Below are 16,898 nucleotides of genomic sequence, written 5' to 3' on the forward strand. Positions count from 1 at the left end.
TACCAAGTGGCTATCCAACGCACCCTGTCCATCATCAAGCCCGATGCCGTCGGCAAGAACGTGATCGGCAAGATCTACAGCCGGTTCGAATCCAACGGCCTGAAGATCATCGCCGCCAAGATGTTCCACCTGTCGCGCGCCGAGGCCGAAGGCTTCTACGCCGTGCACAAGGGCCGCCCGTTCTTCAACGACCTGGTCGAGTTCATGATCTCCGGCCCGGTCATGGTCCAGGTCCTGGAAGGCGAGGAAGCCATTGCCAAGAACCGCGAACTGATGGGCGCCACCGACCCGAAGAAGGCCGACCCGGGCACCATCCGCGCCGATTTCGCCCAGTCCATCGACGCCAACGCCGTGCACGGCTCCGACGCCCCGGAGACCGCCGCGGTCGAGATCGCCTATTTCTTCCCCAGCCACGAGATCTATTCTCGTTGATGGCCGTCAATCTGCTCGACTTCGACCTCAAGGGCCTCACCGACTGGTTCCAGGAAATCGGTGAGAAGCCCTTCCGCGCCAAGCAGGTGCTGCGTTGGCTGCACCAGTACGGCGCGGACGATTTCGAGCAGATGACCGATCTGGCCAAGAGCCTGCGCGCCAAGCTGCAGGAGATGGCCGAGATCCGCCCCCCGGTGCTGCTCAAGGAGCAGTCCTCCGACGACGGCACCCGCAAATTCCTGCTCGAAGTCGGCCCCGGCAACCATGTCGAGACCGTCTTCATCCCCGACGGCGAGCGCGGCACCCTGTGCGTGTCCACCCAGGTGGGCTGCGCCCTGGAATGCCGGTTCTGCTCGACCGGCCGGCAGGGCTTCAACCGCAACCTGACGGTGGCCGAGATCATCGGCCAGCTCTGGTGGGCCAACAAGGCCCTCGGGCGTGACCCGAAAGGGGAACGGATCATCTCGAACGTGGTCCTGATGGGCATGGGCGAGCCCCTGCTCAACTACGACAACACGGTCAAGGCCGTTTCCCTGATGCTGGACGACCACGCCTACGGGCTGTCGCGCCGGCGCGTCACCGTGTCCACCTCCGGCATCGTGCCGGCCATGGACCGCCTGCGCGAGGACATGCCGGTGGCCCTGGCGGTGTCGCTGCATGCGCCCAACGACACGCTGCGCGACGAACTGGTGCCGGTCAACCGCAAGTACCCGCTGGCCGAACTGATGGCCGCCTGCCGGCGTTACCTGGACAACGCGCCGCGCGACTTCATCACCTTCGAATACGTCATGCTGGACGGCGTCAACGACCGGCCCGAGCATGTCGAGCAACTGGTCGAACTGGTGCGCGACGTGCCGTGCAAGTTCAACCTGATCCCGTTCAATCCCTTCCCCAACTCGGGTTATCGCCGTTCCCCCGGCGAGCGGGTGCGCGCCTTCGCCGCCCGCCTGATGGCCGAGGGCATCGTCACGACGACGCGCAAGACGCGCGGCGACGACATCGACGCTGCCTGCGGCCAACTGGCCGGACAGGTGGTCGACAAGACCCGACGCACCCTCAAACGCATGGAGACCGCAGCATGAAGACTGGCTGGTTTTCCCTATTCGTCGCCATCGTCCTGGGCGGCTGTGCCGCCCAGCCCGGCACCCAGCCGGCCGGGCAGGACAGCGCGGCCATGGAGTCGGCAAGTCCGCGTGCCCGCGTGCATACCGAACTGGCGGCGCTCTACTACACCCGGCGCCAGTTCGCCATCTCCCTGCAGGAACTGCAGGAGGCCTTGCAGGCCGACGGCGCCTACGCCCCGGCCTACAACATGAGCGGCCTGGTGCACGCCGAACTCCTCGAGGACAAGCAGGCCGAGGCCGACTTCCTCCGCTCCCTCGAGCTGGCGCCGCAGTATGCCGAGGCGCACAACAACTACGGTTATTTCCTGTGCACGCGCAAGCGCCGCGACGAGGCCATGGCCCAGTATGAGCTGGCCTGGAAGAATCCCCTCTACCCGACCCCGGAACGCGCCCTGGCCAACGCCGGACTGTGCGCCCTGCGCGCCGGCAACCTGGACGAGGCGGAGAACTACGCCAAGCGCGCCCTGGTCCGGGCCGAATACCAGCCCCAGGCCACCCTGGTGATGGCCGAGATTCACCTCCGCCGCGGCAATGCCCCGATGGCCCGGTCGCTGCTGCGCCAGGTCGAGGCGCACGGCGGCCTCGATGCCGGCGCGCTCTGGCTCGCCGTCAAGGTGGAACGCGCCTCCGGCAACCGCGAGGCGGAGGCCAGCTACGGCCTGCAACTGCGGCGCAGCTATCCGGAGGCGCCGGAGACCGCCTGGCTGCTGAACAGCCAGTACGACATGCCGGGGGACCGGCCATGAGCGAGGTGTTGAGCGAAGGCTACGGCCGCATCCTCGCCGAGGCACGCGAGGCCAAGGGCCTGACGGTCGCCCAGGTCGCCGACAAGCTGAAGCTGACCGGCCGGCAGATCGAGGCGATCGAGGCCGAGGACGCCAGCCGCCTGCCGGCACCGGTGTTCGTGCGCGGCTTCGTGCGCAACTACGCCCGCCTGGTCGGGGTTTCCGTCGATGCCCTGCCGGTGGCCGAACAGGCCCCGGTGGCGAGCACGCAGGCGATCACCGCACATTCCGAGGAGGTCCATTTCCGGACCTCGCCGGTGCGCCGCTGGCTGCTCCTGCCGATGGTCGTCTTCCTGCTCTTCCTGCTGGTGGTGGCGGCCCTGTACGCCTGGCTGAGCCAGGGCGAGGAGGCCTATCTGCCGACGCCGCCGGCGCCGACCAGCCAGCCGGTGCCGTTGCCCGCCATGCCGGACGCCACCCTGCCGGCGCCGATGGCACCGGTGCCGCCGGCGGAGGGCGGCGTGCCCGGCCAGCCGGGCGCCGAGGCCGCCCCGGCGACCGCGGTGGCGCCGTCGGCGGCCGTGCCCGCGGTGTTGCCGCCGGCCGCCCAGCCGGTCCCGGTCCCGCCGGCTCCGGCCAAGCCCGTCCCCGTCCAGGCGCCGGTGGCGCAGGCCGCCCCGGCCGCGGCGCGGGCGCCCGTGCCGCCGGTGCCCGAGTTGCCGGTCTTCCCGCCGGCCCCGGCCGGGCCGGCGCACGTCGTCCAACTGGTCGCCGAGCAGAACGATTCCTGGATCCAGGTTATGTCGGGCGACGAGAAGCGCTACAGCCGGCTGCTGCGGATCGGTGAGCAGCTCACCCTGCGCGGCACGCCGCCGTTCCGCCTGGTGGTCGGCAACGCCGCCGGCGTGCGTCTGCAATACGACGGCCGCGGCATCGACCTGAAGCCGTATACCGGCGACAAGGTAGCGAGGTTGACCCTGGAATGAGCCATCCCGTGGTGCGGCGCCCGGCGCGGCGCGTTCTGGTCGGCGGTGTCCCGGTGGGCGGCGGCGCGCCGGTCGTGGTGCAGTCGATGACCAACACCGACACGGCCGACGTCGCCGCCAGCGTGGCGCAGACCTATGACCTCTGGCGCGCCGGCTCGGAACTGGTCCGGCTCACGGTCAACACCCTGGAGGCCGCCGCGGCGGTGCCGCTCATCCGCGCCAAGCTCGACGCCATGGGCTGCCAGGTGCCGCTGATCGGCGATTTCCACTTCAACGGCCACAAGCTGCTCACCCAGGTGCCCGAGTGCGCGCAGGCCCTGGCCAAGCTGCGCATCAATCCCGGCAACGTCGGCCGCGGCGCCAAGCGCGACGACCAGTTCGCCACCCTGATCGAGATCGCCTGCCGGTACGACAAGCCGGTGCGCATCGGTGTCAACTGGGGCAGCCTGGACCAGGAACTGCTGGCCCGCATGATGGACGACAACAGCCGGCGTGCCGAGCCGCACGCCGCCGAGGACGTCATGCGCCACGCGCTCATCGCCTCGGCCCTGGAGTCGGCCGCGCGCGCCGAGGAACTGGGCCTGGGCGCCGACAAGATCATCCTGTCCTGCAAGCTGTCCGGCGTGCAGGACCTGGTGCGCGTCTACCGCGACCTGGCGGCGCGTTGCGACTACGCCCTGCACCTGGGCCTGACCGAGGCCGGCATGGGCTCCAAGGGCATCGTCGCGTCGACGGCCGCGCTGGCCATCCTGCTCCAGGAAGGCATCGGCGACACCATCCGGGTATCGCTCACGCCGGAGCCGGGCGAATCGCGCACCAAGGAGGTCCAGGTCGGCCAGGAGATCCTGCAGACCATGGGCCTGCGCTCGTTTACCCCGCTGGTGACCGCCTGTCCCGGCTGCGGCCGGACCACCTCGACCTTCTTCCAGGAGCTGGCGCAGCGCATCCAGAACTGGCTGCGCAACCAGATGCCGGTCTGGCGCGGCCTCTATCCGGGCGTCGAGGACATGAGCGTGGCGGTGATGGGCTGCGTGGTCAACGGCCCCGGCGAGTCCAAGCACGCCAACGTCGGCATCTCGCTGCCGGGCAGCAACGAGACCCCGGTGGCGCCGGTCTACGAGGACGGCGTCAAGACCGTCACCCTCAAGGGCGAGCACATCGCCGAGGAATTCCAGGCCATCGTCGAGGCCTACGTGCAACGAACCTACGGGGGCGGGGCGTGACCGGCGCCGGGTCGGCGCGCCGCGACTCCGAACTTCCATCCTTGACGGCTTCACCATGAACGACAACCTGCGCGCCGTGCGCGGCATGAACGACATCCTGCCCGGAGACATCGCGCTCTGGCAGCACTTCGAGGCGACCATCCGGGACTGGCTGGCGAGCTACGGCTACCTGGAGATGCGCACCCCCATCCTGGAACACACCGCCTTGTTCAAGCGCGCCATCGGCGAGGTCACCGACATCGTCGAGAAGGAGATGTACACCTTCGTCGACGAGCTGAACGGCGAGTCGCTCACCTTGCGCCCGGAAGGCACCGCGTCGGCCGTGCGTGCGGCGGTCGAGCACAACATGCTGTTCGACGGTGGCAAGCGGCTCTGGTACCAGGGCCCGATGTTCCGCCACGAACGGCCGCAGAAGGGCCGCTACCGGCAGTTCCACCAGGTCGGCGTCGAGGCCCTGGGCTACGCCGGCCCCGACATGGACGTCGAGCACCTGCTGATGACCGCCCGGCTCTGGAAGGCGCTCGGCCTGGCCGAGTTCGTGCGCCTGGAGATCAACACCCTGGGCGGCGCCGAATCGCGCGCCCGTCACCGGGCCAAGCTGATCGAGTACTTCGAGGCGCACAAGGAGCAACTGGACGAGGACGCCCAGCGCCGCCTGTACAGCAACCCGCTGCGCATCCTGGACACCAAGAACCCCGCCATGCAGGCCCTGGTCGAGGCGGCGCCCAAGCTGATCGACGAACTGGACGAGGCGGCCCTGGGCCATTTCGCCGCGGTCAAGCAGGGCCTCGAGTCGGCCGGCATCGCCTACACCGTCAACCCGCGCCTGGTGCGCGGCCTGGATTACTACAACTACACCGTGTTCGAGTGGGTGACCGATCGGCTCGGCGCCCAGGGCACGGTGTGCGCCGGCGGCCGCTACGACGGCCTGGTCGCCCAGTTGGGCGGCAAGCCGGCCCCGGCCTGCGGCTACGCCATGGGCGTGGAGCGGCTGCTGGCGCTGCTCGCCGAGACCGGGCAGAATCCCGCCGGCGCGACGCCCGACGCCTACCTGGTCAACGTCGGCGAGGCGGCTACCCGCTTCGCCATGACCGTGGCGGAGACCCTGCGCGATGCCGGCCTCAAGGTCGTCCTGCACTGCGGCGGTGGCAGTTTCAAGTCACAGATGAAGAAGGCCGACGCCAGCGCCGCCCGGTTCGCCGTGATCATCGGCGACGACGAGGCGGCGGCGGGCGAGGCCTCGGTCAAGCCGCTGCGCGGCGAGGGCGCCCAGGAACGGGTCGGACTGGCCGGTCTGGCGACGATTATCAGCAAGGAATGAAGATGGCACTCGATCTCGAAGAACAGGAACAGTTGGACGAATTCAAGGCTTGGTGGAAGCAGAACGGTACCTACGTGATCGCCGCCGTGGCCGTGTTCGTGATCGGCGTGTCGGGCTGGAAAGGCTGGCAGATCTGGTCGGCCAAGCAGGCCGGCGAAGCGATGGCCCTCTACGAGCGGGCGGTGCAGGCGGCCATGGCCAACGACCCGAAGACGGTCAAGGAAGTGACCGGGCAGATCATGGACGGCTATAGCGGTTCCGGCTACGCGGTTCCGGCCGCCTGGCTGGCGGGCAAGACCAATTTCGTGGCCGGCGACCTGAAGAGCGCCCGGGCCCAGTACCAGTACGCCCTCGACCATGCCGGCGACAAGGGCCTGCAGCAGCTGGCCCGTCTGCGTCTGGCCTCCGTCCAGTTGGACGAGAAGGATTACGACGGCGCCCTCAAGACCCTGGCGGTCGAGCCGGACGCCGCCTTCGCGGCCCTGTTCGCGGATCTCAAGGGCGACGTCCTGGTCGAGCAGGGCAAGAAGGACGAGGCCCGGGCCGCCTACCAGCTGGCCCTGGACAAGATCGACGCCACCAGCCCGATGAAGGCCATGGTGGAAGCCAAACTGGATGGCCTGGGAGGCTGACATGAAGGTATTGCTGGCACTGTTGTTGGCGGCCGCTCTGGCTGGCTGCAGCACCACCAAGAACGTCATCGGGGACGTCGGCGGCTGGTTCGGCCTGTCCGGCGGTTCGGCCAAGACCAAGCCGGCCGAACTGGCGGAGATCAAGCCGGTCGCCAAGCTCACCCGCCTGTGGGACGTCAACGTCGGCGCGGGCAAGCCGTACGCCTTCTCGCCGGCCAGCGACGGCCAGGCGGTCTACGCGGCGAGTGCCGACGGCCGCGTCGTCAAGCTCGATCTGGCCACCGGCAAGGAAGTCTGGCGCGCCGAGGCCAAGCAGAGCCTGTCGGCCGGCGTCGGCGTCGGCTCCGGCGTGGTCCTGGTCGGTACGCCCAAGGGCCAGGTGCTGGCCTTCCGGACCGACAACGGCCAACTCGACTGGACCGCGACCCTGTCGGGCGAGATCCTCACCGCGCCGGTCGCGGCCGGCGGCCTCGTGGCGGCGCGCGGCAACGATGGCCGCATCTGGCTGTTCGATGCCGCCGACGGCAAGCAGCGCTGGGTCTACAGCCGGGTCCTGCCCGCCCTCATCTCGCGCCTGCAGGGCGACCTCCTGCTGACCAGCCGGGCCTTGTTCGCCGGCCACCCGGGCGGCAAGCTGACCGCCCTGTCGCTGGCCAACGGCGCCCCGCTCTGGGAGGCCAACGTGGCCCTGCCCAAGGGCGTGACCGAACTCGAACGCATCGCCGACGTCGCCGGCGCGCTGGCGGCGGACGACCACCTGGTCTGTGCCGGCGCCTACCAGGGCCGGCTCGGCTGTTTCGACCAGACCACCGGCAACCCGGTCTGGATGCGCGACTTCTCGAGTCCGGGCGGTGTCGCCATGGGCCCGCGCTTCCTGTTCGCCGCCGACGAGCATTCCATCATCCAGGGCTACGACAAGCTGCGTGGCGCCAGCCTGTGGAAGCAGGAGAGCCTGCTCGACCGCGAGGTGCTGACGCCGGTGGTATTCAGCAAGTACGTTGCCGTCGCCGACTACCAGGGCATCGTGCACCTGCTCAGCCTGGAAGAGGGCGCCCTGGTCGGCCGGGCCGGCACCGACGGCAGCGCGGTGATCGGCCACATGCAGGCGCTCGGTGACGACGGCCTGCTGGTGCAGACCGTCAACGGCGGCGTGTACGCGTTCAAGATCCAGTGAAACCCACCATCGTCCTGGTCGGCCGCCCCAACGTCGGCAAGTCGACCCTGTTCAACCGCCTGACCAAGACCCGGGCGGCGCTGGTGCATGACCAGCCCGGCCTGACCCGCGATCGCCACTACGGCCATGGCCGGGTCGGCGGCAAGCCCTACCTGGTGGTCGACACCGGTGGCTTCGAGCCCGTGGTGGACGGCGGCATCCTGGCCGAGATGGCCCGGCAGACCCTGCAGGCGGTGGACGAGGGCGACGCCATCGTCTTCCTGGTCGATGGCCGCGCCGGCGCCACGCCCCAGGACAAGATCATCGCCGACCGCCTGCGCCGGACCGGCCGGCCGGTGTTCGTGGCCGTCAACAAGACCGAAGGCATGCGTTCGGACGTCGCCGTCTCGGAGTTCCACGAACTCGGCCTGGGCGCGCCCTATGCCGTGTCCGGGGCCCACGGCGAGGGCGTGCGCGAACTCATGGAACTGGTCCTGGAAGCCTTCGAGGCGGCCGAGGACGAGAGTGTCGAGGACCATCCGCGCATCGCCATCGTCGGCCGTCCCAACGTCGGCAAGTCCACCCTGGTCAACACCCTGGTGGGCGAGGAGCGCGTGATCGCCTTCGACCAGCCGGGCACGACGCGCGACTCGATCTACGTCGAATTCGAACGGGCGGGGCGCAAGTACACCCTGATCGACACCGCCGGCGTGCGGCGCAAGGGCAAGGTCACCGAGACGGTGGAGAAGTTCTCCGTCATCAAGACCCTGCAGGCCATCGAGGACGCCAACGTCGCCGTCCTGGTCCTGGACGCCAAGCAGGATATCGCCGAGCAGGATGCCCACCTGGCCGGCTTCATCCTCGAGGCCGGCCGCGCCCTTGTGGTGGCGATCAACAAGTGGGACGACACCGACGACTACCGGCGCAACCAGATCAAGCAGGAACTGGCCCGCAAGCTGGATTTCCTCTCCTTCGCCAAGTTCCACTACATCTCGGCCCTGAAGAATACCGGGGTGCCGAGCCTGTTGAAGTCCATCGACGAGGCCTACCGGGCGGCCATGATCAAGCTGCCGACGCCGCGCCTTACCGCCGTCCTGCAGGAGGCGGTGGCCCGGCACAACCCGGCCCGCGCCGGCCAGTTCCGGCCGAAGCCGAAGTACGCCCACCAAGGGGGCATGAACCCGCCCGTCATCGTGGTGCACGGCAACCACATGGAGAGCCTCGAAGGCGGTTACCAGCGCTATCTGGAGAACTGCTTCCGCGAGGCCTTCGAGATCCAGGGCACGCCGCTGCGGGTGGAATTCCGGACCGGCCACAATCCGTTCGAGAACCGCAAGCCGAAGGCGCCGCCATCCAAGGACGAGGTCCACAAGGCCCTGCGCCTGCGCCGCCAGCGCACCAAGAAATTCGGCTGAGCCGGCGCCTGGCACGGCGCCGCGCCGGGCGATGGCGAGGTGGCCCGGCGGGAACGGAACTTGCCGGCGCCGGCGACGTCCATGTGGTTGGCAATATTTGCAAAATCCTGCATATTCAGGATGCATGTATCCGGCGATAGGTTAAAATCCCGGTCCCGCGGGTCGCGTCGCGACTTGCGCAATTGAATTGATTCATAAGGAATAACGCCATGAGCAAAGGGCAGCAGTTACAAGACCCGTTTTTGAACGCACTGCGCCAGGAGCAGGTGCAGGTTTCCGTTTATCTTGTGAACGGCATCAAGTTGCAGGGCTATATCGACAGCTATGACCAGTACGTCGTGCTGCTCAAGAATGCCGTGACCCAGATGGTCTACAAGCACGCCATCTCCACCGTGGTGCCGGCACGCGCCGTCGCCTACCGTCAGCCGGGCGAGGAAGACTGAGCGTCCCCGCCTGCGTTGCCCGCCCGCCTGGCGGCCCAGCCCTCCCGTTTCCGGCAGGCAGGCCGGCGCCGGCCCCCGGGCACCCGAATTGAACCTCGATGTTTGATCGTCCGCAGACGTCCGATGCCACCGGACGCGGGTTGTCCGTGGTCCTGGCCAGCGTCAACTTCGGCGACCCCGAGTACGCCGACAGCCTGGCCGAACTCAAACTGCTCGCCGGCGGCGCCGGCCTGGCCGTCGCCGAGGTTGTGCAGGGCCGCCGCGAGCGTCCGGACGCCGCCTTGTTCGTCGGCAGCGGCAAGGCCGACGAGATCGCCGAGGCGGCCCGGGCGACCGAGTCCAGCCTGGTGATCTTCAACCACGAACTCTCGCCGGTACAGGAGCGCAACCTGGAACGGCGCATCCAGTGCCGGGTGCTCGACCGCACCGCCCTGATCCTGGAAATATTCGCCCAGCGTGCCCGCTCCAACGAGGGCAAGCTGCAGGTCGAACTGGCCCAGTTGCGCCACTACGCCACCCGCCTGGTGCGCGGCTGGAGCCACCTGGAGCGCCAGAAGGGCGGCATCGGCATGCGCGGCGGTCCGGGCGAGACCCAGCTCGAGCTGGACCGCCGGATGATCAACGCCAAGATCAAGAACATCGAGGGCCGCCTGGCCAAGCTGGAGAAGAGCCGTGCCCTGCAACGGCGGGCCCGCCAGCGCGGCGGCGCGCTCTCGGTCTCCCTGGTCGGCTACACGAACGCCGGCAAGTCGACCCTGTTCAACACCCTGACCCGTGCCAAGGTGTACGCCGCCGACCAGCTGTTCGCCACCCTCGACACCACCTCGCGCAAACTCTGGCTGCCGGACGTCGGCCAGGTGGTGCTGTCCGACACGGTGGGTTTCATCACCCATCTGCCGCACACCCTGGTGGCCGCCTTCCACGCCACCCTGGAGGAGACCGCCAAGGCGGACCTGCTCCTGCACGTGGTCGACTCGGCGAGCCCGAACCGGGATCGCCAGGTCGAGGAGGTCGACAAGGTGCTGGACGAGATCGGCGCCCACGAAGTGCCGCGCATCGTGGTCATGAACAAGATCGACCTGACCGGTGTGGAGCCGGCGGTCGCGCTGGACGAGTGTGGTAACATTTCGCGCGTGTCGCTGAGCGCCAGAACGGGCGCCGGCATCGATCTGCTGCGGCAGGCACTGGTGCAATTCGCCCAGGACCGGCGCGGGCCGGAATCACAACAAACTGAAATCGGACAAGATGGCTTGGAATGATCCCCAGTGGGGTAACGACCGGGGCGGTGGCAATGGTGGTCCGCCCGACCTGGACGAGCTTTGGCGGCGCTTCAACCAGCGCCTGAACGGCCTGTTTGGCGGCAAGCAGGGTGGCGGCAACGTCAACGGCAGCGGCGGTCGCGGCGCGGCGAACTTCCATGTCCCGGGCGGCGCCGGCCTGTTGCTGATCTTGGCGGTCATGGTCTGGCTGGCCTCCGGGTTCTACATCGTCGATACCGGGCAACGCGGTGTCGTCCTGCGCTTCGGCAAGTACGTCGAGACGACCCAGCCGGGTCCGCGCTGGCATCTGCCGTATCCGTTCGAGTCCGCCGAGGTGGTCAACGTCGAGCAGGTGCGTACCGTCGAGGTGGGCTACCGGGGCGGCGGCGGCAAGAACCTGTCCGAATCCCTCATGCTGACCGACGACGAGAACATCATCGACCTGCAGCTTTCCGTGCAATACACCCTGAAGAGCCCGGAAGACTGGCTGTTCATGAACCGCGATCCCGAGGAGACCGTCAAGCAGGCGGCCGAGACCGCGATCCGCGAGATCGTCGGCAAGAACAAGATGGACTTCGTCCTCTACGAGGGCCGCGCCGAGGTGACCGACCGGGCCAGCAAGCTGATGCAGAACATCCTCGACCGCTACAAGACCGGTGTCGCGATCAGCAAGGTCAACCTGCAGAACGCCCAGCCGCCCGAACAGGTGCAGGCGGCCTTCGACGACGCCGTCAAGGCCGGCCAGGACCGCGAGCGCCTGAAGAACGAGGGCCAGGCCTACGCCAACGACGTCATCCCGAAGGCCAAGGGCGTCGCCGCGCGCCTGAACCAGGAAGCCCTCGGCTACCAGCAGAAGGTGGTTGCCGACGCCCAGGGCGAGGCCGACCGTTTCAGCAAGATCGCCGTGGAGTACGCCAAGGCACCCCAGGTGACCCGCGAGCGCATGTACCAGGATGCCATGCAACAGGTGATGAGCAACACGACCAAGGTCCTGGTCGACGACAAGCAGGGCGGCAACCTGCTCTATCTGCCCCTCGACAAGCTGATGCAGGCGGCCGGAGCCGCGTCCGCCCAGGCGGCCACGCCGGCCACCCCGGCGGCCACGACCAGTGCCCCGGCGGCCGATACCGACCCGCGCAACCGGGATCTCTTCCGCGGACGTGATCGGGAGGCCCGGCCATGAAACTGCTCGGCAGCCTGATCGTTCCCATCGTCCTCGCCCTGGTGCTGCTGTCGCTGTCGATCTTCACGGTCGACCAGCGCCAGGCGGCCATCGTCTTCCAGCTCGGCGAGGTGGTCAGCATCAAGCGCGAACCGGGGCTCTACTTCAAGTTGCCCCTGGTGCAGAACGTGCGCTGGTTCGATACCCGCATCCTGACCCTGGACGCGGTCGATCCGGAGCGCTTCCTCACCTCGGAGAAGAAGAACGTCCTGGTCGACTACTTCGTCAAGTGGCGCATCTTCGACGTCCAGAAGTTCTACGTCAGCTTCGCCGGCGACGAACAGCGCGCCCTCAACCGCCTGGCGCAGACGATCAACGACGGCATGCGCGCCGAGTTCGGCAAGCGGACGGTGCATGACGTGGTGTCGGGCGAACGCGACGACATCATGGAGAAGCTGCGTGCCTCGGCCGACCAGGATGCCCGCCGGTTCGGCGTCCAGGTCATGGACGTGCGCATCAAGCGGGTCGAGCTGCCCACCGAGGTGAGCGATTCGGTCTACCGGCGCATGGAGGCGGAACGGAAACGGGTCGCCAACGAGCAGCGCTCGACCGGCGCGGCCGAAGCCGAGCAGATCAAGGCCGACGCCGACAAGCAGCGCGAGGTGATCATCGCCGAGGCCTATCGCGACGCCCAGAAGATCAAGGGCGACGGCGACGCCAAGGCCACCGCCATCTACGCCGCCGCCTACACCAAGAACCCGGAGTTCTATGCCTTCTATCGCAGCATGGAGGCCTACAAAGCCAGCTTCAGGGACAAGACCGACGTCCTCGTGCTGCAGCCGAATTCCGATTTCTTCCGCTACATGAAGTCGCCCCGTGGCAGCAGCAAGTGAACCTGGGCGACATCTTCGTGCCCGCGCTGGCACTGATGCTGGTGCTGGAAGGCGTCCTGCCCTTCCTGGCTCCGGCCACCTGGCGTGAGGCCTTTGTCCGCATGACCGCCCTGCGGGACGGCCAGATCCGCTTCATGGGTCTGGCGTCCATGCTGAGCGGCCTGTTTCTGCTCCTGATTACCCGATGACGCACGCCTGGCTACTGCCCGAATACATCGAAGACATCCTGCCGCCCTATGCGCGCCAGGCCGAGATGCTGCGCCGCCGCCTGCTCGACCTGCTCGACGGCTACGGTTACGAACTGGTCTGTCCGCCCATGATCGAGTACCTCGAATCGCTCCTCACCGGCGCGGCGGGCGACCTCGACCTGAAGACCTTCAAGATGGTGGACGGCCTGTCCGGCCGCATGATGGGCCTGCGCGCCGACATCACGCCGCAGGCCGCCCGTATCGACGCCCACCTGCTCAACCGCCAGGGCGTCACCCGCCTGTGTTACGCGGGGCCCGTGCTGCATGCCCGGCCCGAAGGCCTGGCCGGATCGCGCGAGCCCTACCAGCTCGGTGCGGAACTGTTCGGCCATGCCGGCCTCGAGGCGGACCGCGAGATACTCCAGCTGCTGGTTGCGGCCCTGGCGGCGACCGGCCTGCCGGAGGTCCGCATCAGCCTCGGCCACGTCGGCCTGTTCCGGGCCCTGAGTGCCGCAGCCGGGGTGTCCGCCGAGGTGGAACGGCCGTTGTTCCGCGCCCTGCGTGCCAAGGATGCGCCGACCCTGGCGCAGTTGACCGAGGGGCTGGCCGGGCACTGGCGGGCCGCCTTCCTGCGCTTGCCCGAGCTGTACGGCGACGTCTCGGTGCTCGCCGCGGCACGGGCCGAGCTGCCTGACCTGCCCGGCGTCGTCCGCGCCCTCGACGACCTCGAGGCGCTGCTGGCCGTGGACGGCGGCCGCGGCCTGGCCGTCGACCTTTCCGACCTGCGCGGATTCGGCTACCACACCGGCGCGGTGTTCGCCGCCTACGTCGGCGGCCAGGCCCAGTCGGTCGCCCTGGGCGGCCGCTACGACAACACCGGCGCGGTGTTCGGGCGCAGCCGTCCGGCGACCGGCTTCAGCCTGGACCTGCGCCGCATCCTGAACAGCCTGCCTGAACCGGCCGCCCGGCCCGGAATCCTGGCGCCGCTCGGCGGCGACGCCGCGTTGGCCGGTCGCGTCGCCGAGTTGCGCGCGGCCGGCGAGCGGGTGGTGACCGAATTCCCGGGCCAGGCCGGCACGGGCGCTGACCTGGGCTGCGACCGAAAACTGGTGCGCGAGGCGGGCGCCTGGACCATCATTCCTTTGTAACCAAACCTGATTTGGAATCGCTATGAGCAAGAACGTCGTCGTGATCGGCACCCAGTGGGGTGACGAAGGCAAGGGCAAGATCGTTGACTGGCTGACCGACCGCGCCCAAGGGGTGGTCCGCTTCCAGGGTGGCCACAACGCCGGCCATACCCTGGTGGTGGGGGGCAAGAAGACCGTGCTGCACCTGATCCCCTCGGGCATCCTGCGCGACAACGTGCACTGCTACATCGGCAACGGCGTGGTCTGCTCGCCGGAGGCCCTGATCGACGAAGTCGCGATGCTGGAGAAGGAAGGCGTCGACGTCACCGGCCGGATGACCATCTCCGAGGCCTGCCCGTTGATCCTGCCCCACCACGTCGCCCTCGACCATGCCCGCGAGGCCGCCAAGGGCGCCGGCAAGATCGGCACCACGGGGCGCGGCATCGGCCCGGCCTACGAGGACAAGATCGCCCGCCGCGCCATCCGCATGCAGGACCTGCTGCACCGCGAACGTTTCGCCGCCAAGCTGGGCGAGGTGCTGGACTATCACAACTACGTCCTGAAGAACTACTTCAAGTGGGAAACGGTCGACTTCCACAAGACCCTGGACCAGGCCATGGAACTGGCCGAGAAGATCAAGCCCATGATCGGCGACGTGCCGCGCAAGCTCTACGAAGCCAACAAGCGCGGCGAGAACCTGCTGTTCGAGGGGGCCCAAGGCACCCTGCTGGACATCGACCACGGCACCTATCCGTTCGTCACCTCGTCCAACTGCACCGCCGGCGGCGCGGCCACCGGCACCGGCATGGGGCCGTCCAGCATGCACTACATCCTGGGGATCACCAAGGCCTACACCACCCGGGTCGGCTCCGGCCCGTTCCCGACCGAGCTGTTCGACGACAACGGCAAGTGGCTGGCCGAGAAGGGTCACGAATTCGGCGCCACCACGGGGCGTGCCCGCCGGTGCGGCTGGTTCGATGCCGCCGCGCTCAAGCGCTCGATCCAGATCAACGGCATCTCCGGCCTCTGCGTGACCAAGCTGGACGTCCTGGACGGCATGGAGACGGTACGCATCGCCACCGGCTACAAGCTCGACGGCGAGGTGTGCGACATCCTGCCGGTCGGTTCCGAAGCCCTGTCCGGCTGCGAACCGGTCTACGAGGAACTGCCGGGCTGGAAGGAAAGCACCGTCGGCGTCGCCCGCTTCGAGGACCTGCCGGCCAACGCGCAGTCCTACCTCGATCGCATGCAGGAACTCTGCGGCGTGCCCATCGACATCGTCTCCACCGGCCCCGACCGCGAAGAGACCATCGTGCGCCGGCATCCGTTCGAGTGACCGCCCCCGGCCGGCCGGTGCAATGCCGGCTGGCTGCGCAATGATGCCGGACTGGCTCCGGCGTTCTCCCGTCTGCACCGGCCATCCATCCGGCCGGCGTCCTGGCGGTGGCGGCAGGACAACAAAACCAAGGTCGCCGCTATTCCCGTGCCGCGGGAGATAAGATTTGTAATAAAACTGGCATTATCATAAAAAATTAATAATCCAACGCGCGGCGAATCATGAGCGAATTCATAGGGAGAATGGCCGGCCGGTTGAGCGTGCTGTCCGCCATGCTGGTCAGCGCCGGTGTCTGGGCCGACGACGCGGACGTCTTCAACCTCTATGCCGACGCCGGCTACACCTACGACAGCAACCTGTTCCGGGTGGACGACGGGGCGGCCCTGCCGTGGGGCAAGAAGTCGGACAACGTCCTGACCGCCGACGTCGGGGTCAGCATCGACAAACCGTTCAGCCAGCAGCGCTTCAGGCTGGACGCCTCGGTCGGACGCAATCGCTACAGCAACCACAGCTTTCTCGACTACGACAGCTTCCAATACAGTGGCCGCTTGGACTGGCACGTCAGTCCGCGCATCTCCGGCGTGGCCAGTTCGGACCGCACCGAGGCCTTGGTCGGCTTCGACGCCAAGAACGATTTCAACCGCACGGTCCGCACCCGCACCAACAACCGCTTCGAGGCCGATTTCCACGTCGTCAGCCGTTGGCACGCGCTCGCCGGCTACCTCCAGGAAAAGCAGTCGGACAGCTACAACGACGTCAGCCAGGATCGCGACTTCGACCTGAAGGGCTGGAGCGCCGGCCTGCGTTACGACCCGGGCTCGGGGCGCAAGCTCGAATTCCGCTACATCAGCCGGAACGGCCGCTATCGAAGCACGGTCGGCAACTTCGACCAGACCGAGTATGAGGCCCGCCTGGTCTACCCGGTCGACGACAAGACGCGCATCGAGGCGGTGGCCGCCTATGTCGATCGCAACCACGACGACGATCCCCAGCGCGACTACGACGGTTGGCGGGCACGTGCGACCCTGACCTGGGCGGCCACCGGGAAGCTGGGCGTGCGCGCCGAGTACGAGCGCCAGTTGCGCTCCTGGCAGGACGTCTACAGCAGCTATTACACGGCCGACAACCTCAGCGTCGGGCCTTACTGGTCGATCACGGCGAAACAGACGCTGGCGGCGAGCCTGGTCTACGGGCGCGACCAGTACGGGGGGGCGCCGAGTTCATGGGCCGGCCCGTCGCGGGACGACAAGCGCAACGCGCTGGTCTTGACCTGGTCCTGGGAACCGACCCGGACGACCGGCGTGACCGCCACGGCGCGCCGGCAGAATCGTGACTCGAACTATCCCGGTTTCGACTACACGGACACGATGGTCGGCGTCGGCGTCCATGTCGCTTTCTAGGTTGTCGCGCCGGGCACCGGCCTTGCCCGGGCTTGGCCGGCCCCGTCGGCATCGCTCTGCAGTCGCCGTCCGGCGCGGA

17 protein-coding genes are annotated in these 16,898 nt (G+C 68.2%); all 17 read left to right on the forward strand.

Features of this window, described 5'->3' with window-relative positions:
- The first annotated feature begins 6 nt into the window (after positions 1 to 6).
- The 17 genes from ndk to epsL all read left to right on the forward strand — a co-directional run bounded on the left by ndk (position 7) and on the right by epsL (position 16,819).
- Positions 7 to 432, forward strand: coding sequence for a nucleoside-diphosphate kinase (gene ndk, locus EZJ19_RS03070; RefSeq protein ID WP_131444829.1), 426 nt, complete (start codon positions 7 to 9; stop codon positions 430 to 432).
- The gene (rlmN, locus tag EZJ19_RS03075; RefSeq protein ID WP_131444830.1) at positions 432 to 1,514 is read left to right on the forward strand and encodes a dual-specificity RNA methyltransferase RlmN; all 1,083 of its coding nucleotides are present in this window, start codon (positions 432 to 434) and stop codon (positions 1,512 to 1,514) included. Before ndk ends, rlmN begins: the two co-directional genes overlap by 1 nt.
- Positions 1,511 to 2,302, forward strand: a complete 792-nt coding sequence (pilW, locus tag EZJ19_RS03080) for a type IV pilus biogenesis/stability protein PilW (protein WP_131444831.1) — start codon at positions 1,511 to 1,513, stop codon at positions 2,300 to 2,302. The genes rlmN and pilW overlap by 4 nt, the downstream gene beginning before the upstream one ends.
- Positions 2,299 to 3,267: a helix-turn-helix domain-containing protein gene (locus EZJ19_RS03085; protein WP_131444832.1), complete on the forward strand. Its 969-nt coding sequence runs from the start codon at positions 2,299 to 2,301 to the stop codon at positions 3,265 to 3,267. Before pilW ends, EZJ19_RS03085 begins: the two co-directional genes overlap by 4 nt.
- The gene (ispG, locus tag EZJ19_RS03090; protein ID WP_131444833.1) at positions 3,264 to 4,490 is read left to right on the forward strand and encodes a flavodoxin-dependent (E)-4-hydroxy-3-methylbut-2-enyl-diphosphate synthase; all 1,227 of its coding nucleotides are present in this window, start codon (positions 3,264 to 3,266) and stop codon (positions 4,488 to 4,490) included. Before EZJ19_RS03085 ends, ispG begins: the two co-directional genes overlap by 4 nt.
- 55 nt (positions 4,491 to 4,545) lie before the next feature.
- Positions 4,546 to 5,811: a histidine--tRNA ligase gene (hisS, locus tag EZJ19_RS03095; RefSeq protein WP_131444834.1), complete on the forward strand. Its 1,266-nt coding sequence runs from the start codon at positions 4,546 to 4,548 to the stop codon at positions 5,809 to 5,811.
- Positions 5,812 to 5,813: 2 nt separating this feature from the next.
- Entirely contained in the window at positions 5,814 to 6,443 is a 630-nt protein-coding gene (locus EZJ19_RS03100) for a YfgM family protein (protein WP_165873435.1), read from the forward strand.
- 1 nt (position 6,444) lies between these two features.
- A complete protein-coding gene (gene bamB / locus EZJ19_RS03105) occupies positions 6,445 to 7,617 on the forward strand; it encodes an outer membrane protein assembly factor BamB (protein WP_165873436.1) in 1,173 nt (390 codons plus the stop codon).
- Entirely contained in the window at positions 7,614 to 9,011 is a 1,398-nt protein-coding gene (gene der, locus EZJ19_RS03110; protein WP_131444837.1) for a ribosome biogenesis GTPase Der, read from the forward strand. Before bamB ends, der begins: the two co-directional genes overlap by 4 nt.
- Positions 9,012 to 9,220: 209 nt before the next feature.
- Positions 9,221 to 9,454, forward strand: a complete 234-nt coding sequence (hfq, locus tag EZJ19_RS03115; protein ID WP_131444838.1) for an RNA chaperone Hfq — start codon at positions 9,221 to 9,223, stop codon at positions 9,452 to 9,454.
- 98 nt (positions 9,455 to 9,552) lie between these two features.
- Positions 9,553 to 10,713, forward strand: coding sequence for a GTPase HflX (hflX, locus tag EZJ19_RS03120; protein WP_131444839.1), 1,161 nt, complete (start codon positions 9,553 to 9,555; stop codon positions 10,711 to 10,713).
- Positions 10,700 to 11,896 (forward strand): FtsH protease activity modulator HflK, encoded by a 1,197-nt coding sequence (hflK, locus tag EZJ19_RS03125; RefSeq protein ID WP_131444840.1) that lies wholly within the window; start codon positions 10,700 to 10,702, stop codon positions 11,894 to 11,896. Before hflX ends, hflK begins: the two co-directional genes overlap by 14 nt.
- The gene (gene hflC / locus EZJ19_RS03130; RefSeq protein ID WP_131444841.1) at positions 11,893 to 12,768 is read left to right on the forward strand and encodes a protease modulator HflC; all 876 of its coding nucleotides are present in this window, start codon (positions 11,893 to 11,895) and stop codon (positions 12,766 to 12,768) included. The genes hflK and hflC overlap by 4 nt, the downstream gene beginning before the upstream one ends.
- Entirely contained in the window at positions 12,765 to 12,956 is a 192-nt protein-coding gene (locus EZJ19_RS03135) for a DUF2065 domain-containing protein (protein WP_420813098.1), read from the forward strand. Before hflC ends, EZJ19_RS03135 begins: the two co-directional genes overlap by 4 nt.
- Positions 12,953 to 14,104, forward strand: a complete 1,152-nt coding sequence (locus EZJ19_RS03140; RefSeq protein WP_131444842.1) for an ATP phosphoribosyltransferase regulatory subunit — start codon at positions 12,953 to 12,955, stop codon at positions 14,102 to 14,104. The genes EZJ19_RS03135 and EZJ19_RS03140 overlap by 4 nt, the downstream gene beginning before the upstream one ends.
- Before the next feature lie 22 nt (positions 14,105 to 14,126).
- The gene (locus tag EZJ19_RS03145; RefSeq protein WP_131444843.1) at positions 14,127 to 15,419 is read left to right on the forward strand and encodes an adenylosuccinate synthase; all 1,293 of its coding nucleotides are present in this window, start codon (positions 14,127 to 14,129) and stop codon (positions 15,417 to 15,419) included.
- A gap of 221 nt (positions 15,420 to 15,640) precedes the next feature.
- Positions 15,641 to 16,819, forward strand: coding sequence for an XrtB/PEP-CTERM-associated polysaccharide biosynthesis outer membrane protein EpsL (gene epsL, locus EZJ19_RS03150; RefSeq protein ID WP_131444844.1), 1,179 nt, complete (start codon positions 15,641 to 15,643; stop codon positions 16,817 to 16,819).
- Positions 16,820 to 16,898: the final 79 nt, after the last annotated feature.

The organism is Parasulfuritortus cantonensis (assembly GCF_004337445.1).
Lineage (GTDB): Bacteria > Pseudomonadota > Gammaproteobacteria > Burkholderiales > Thiobacillaceae > Parasulfuritortus > Parasulfuritortus cantonensis.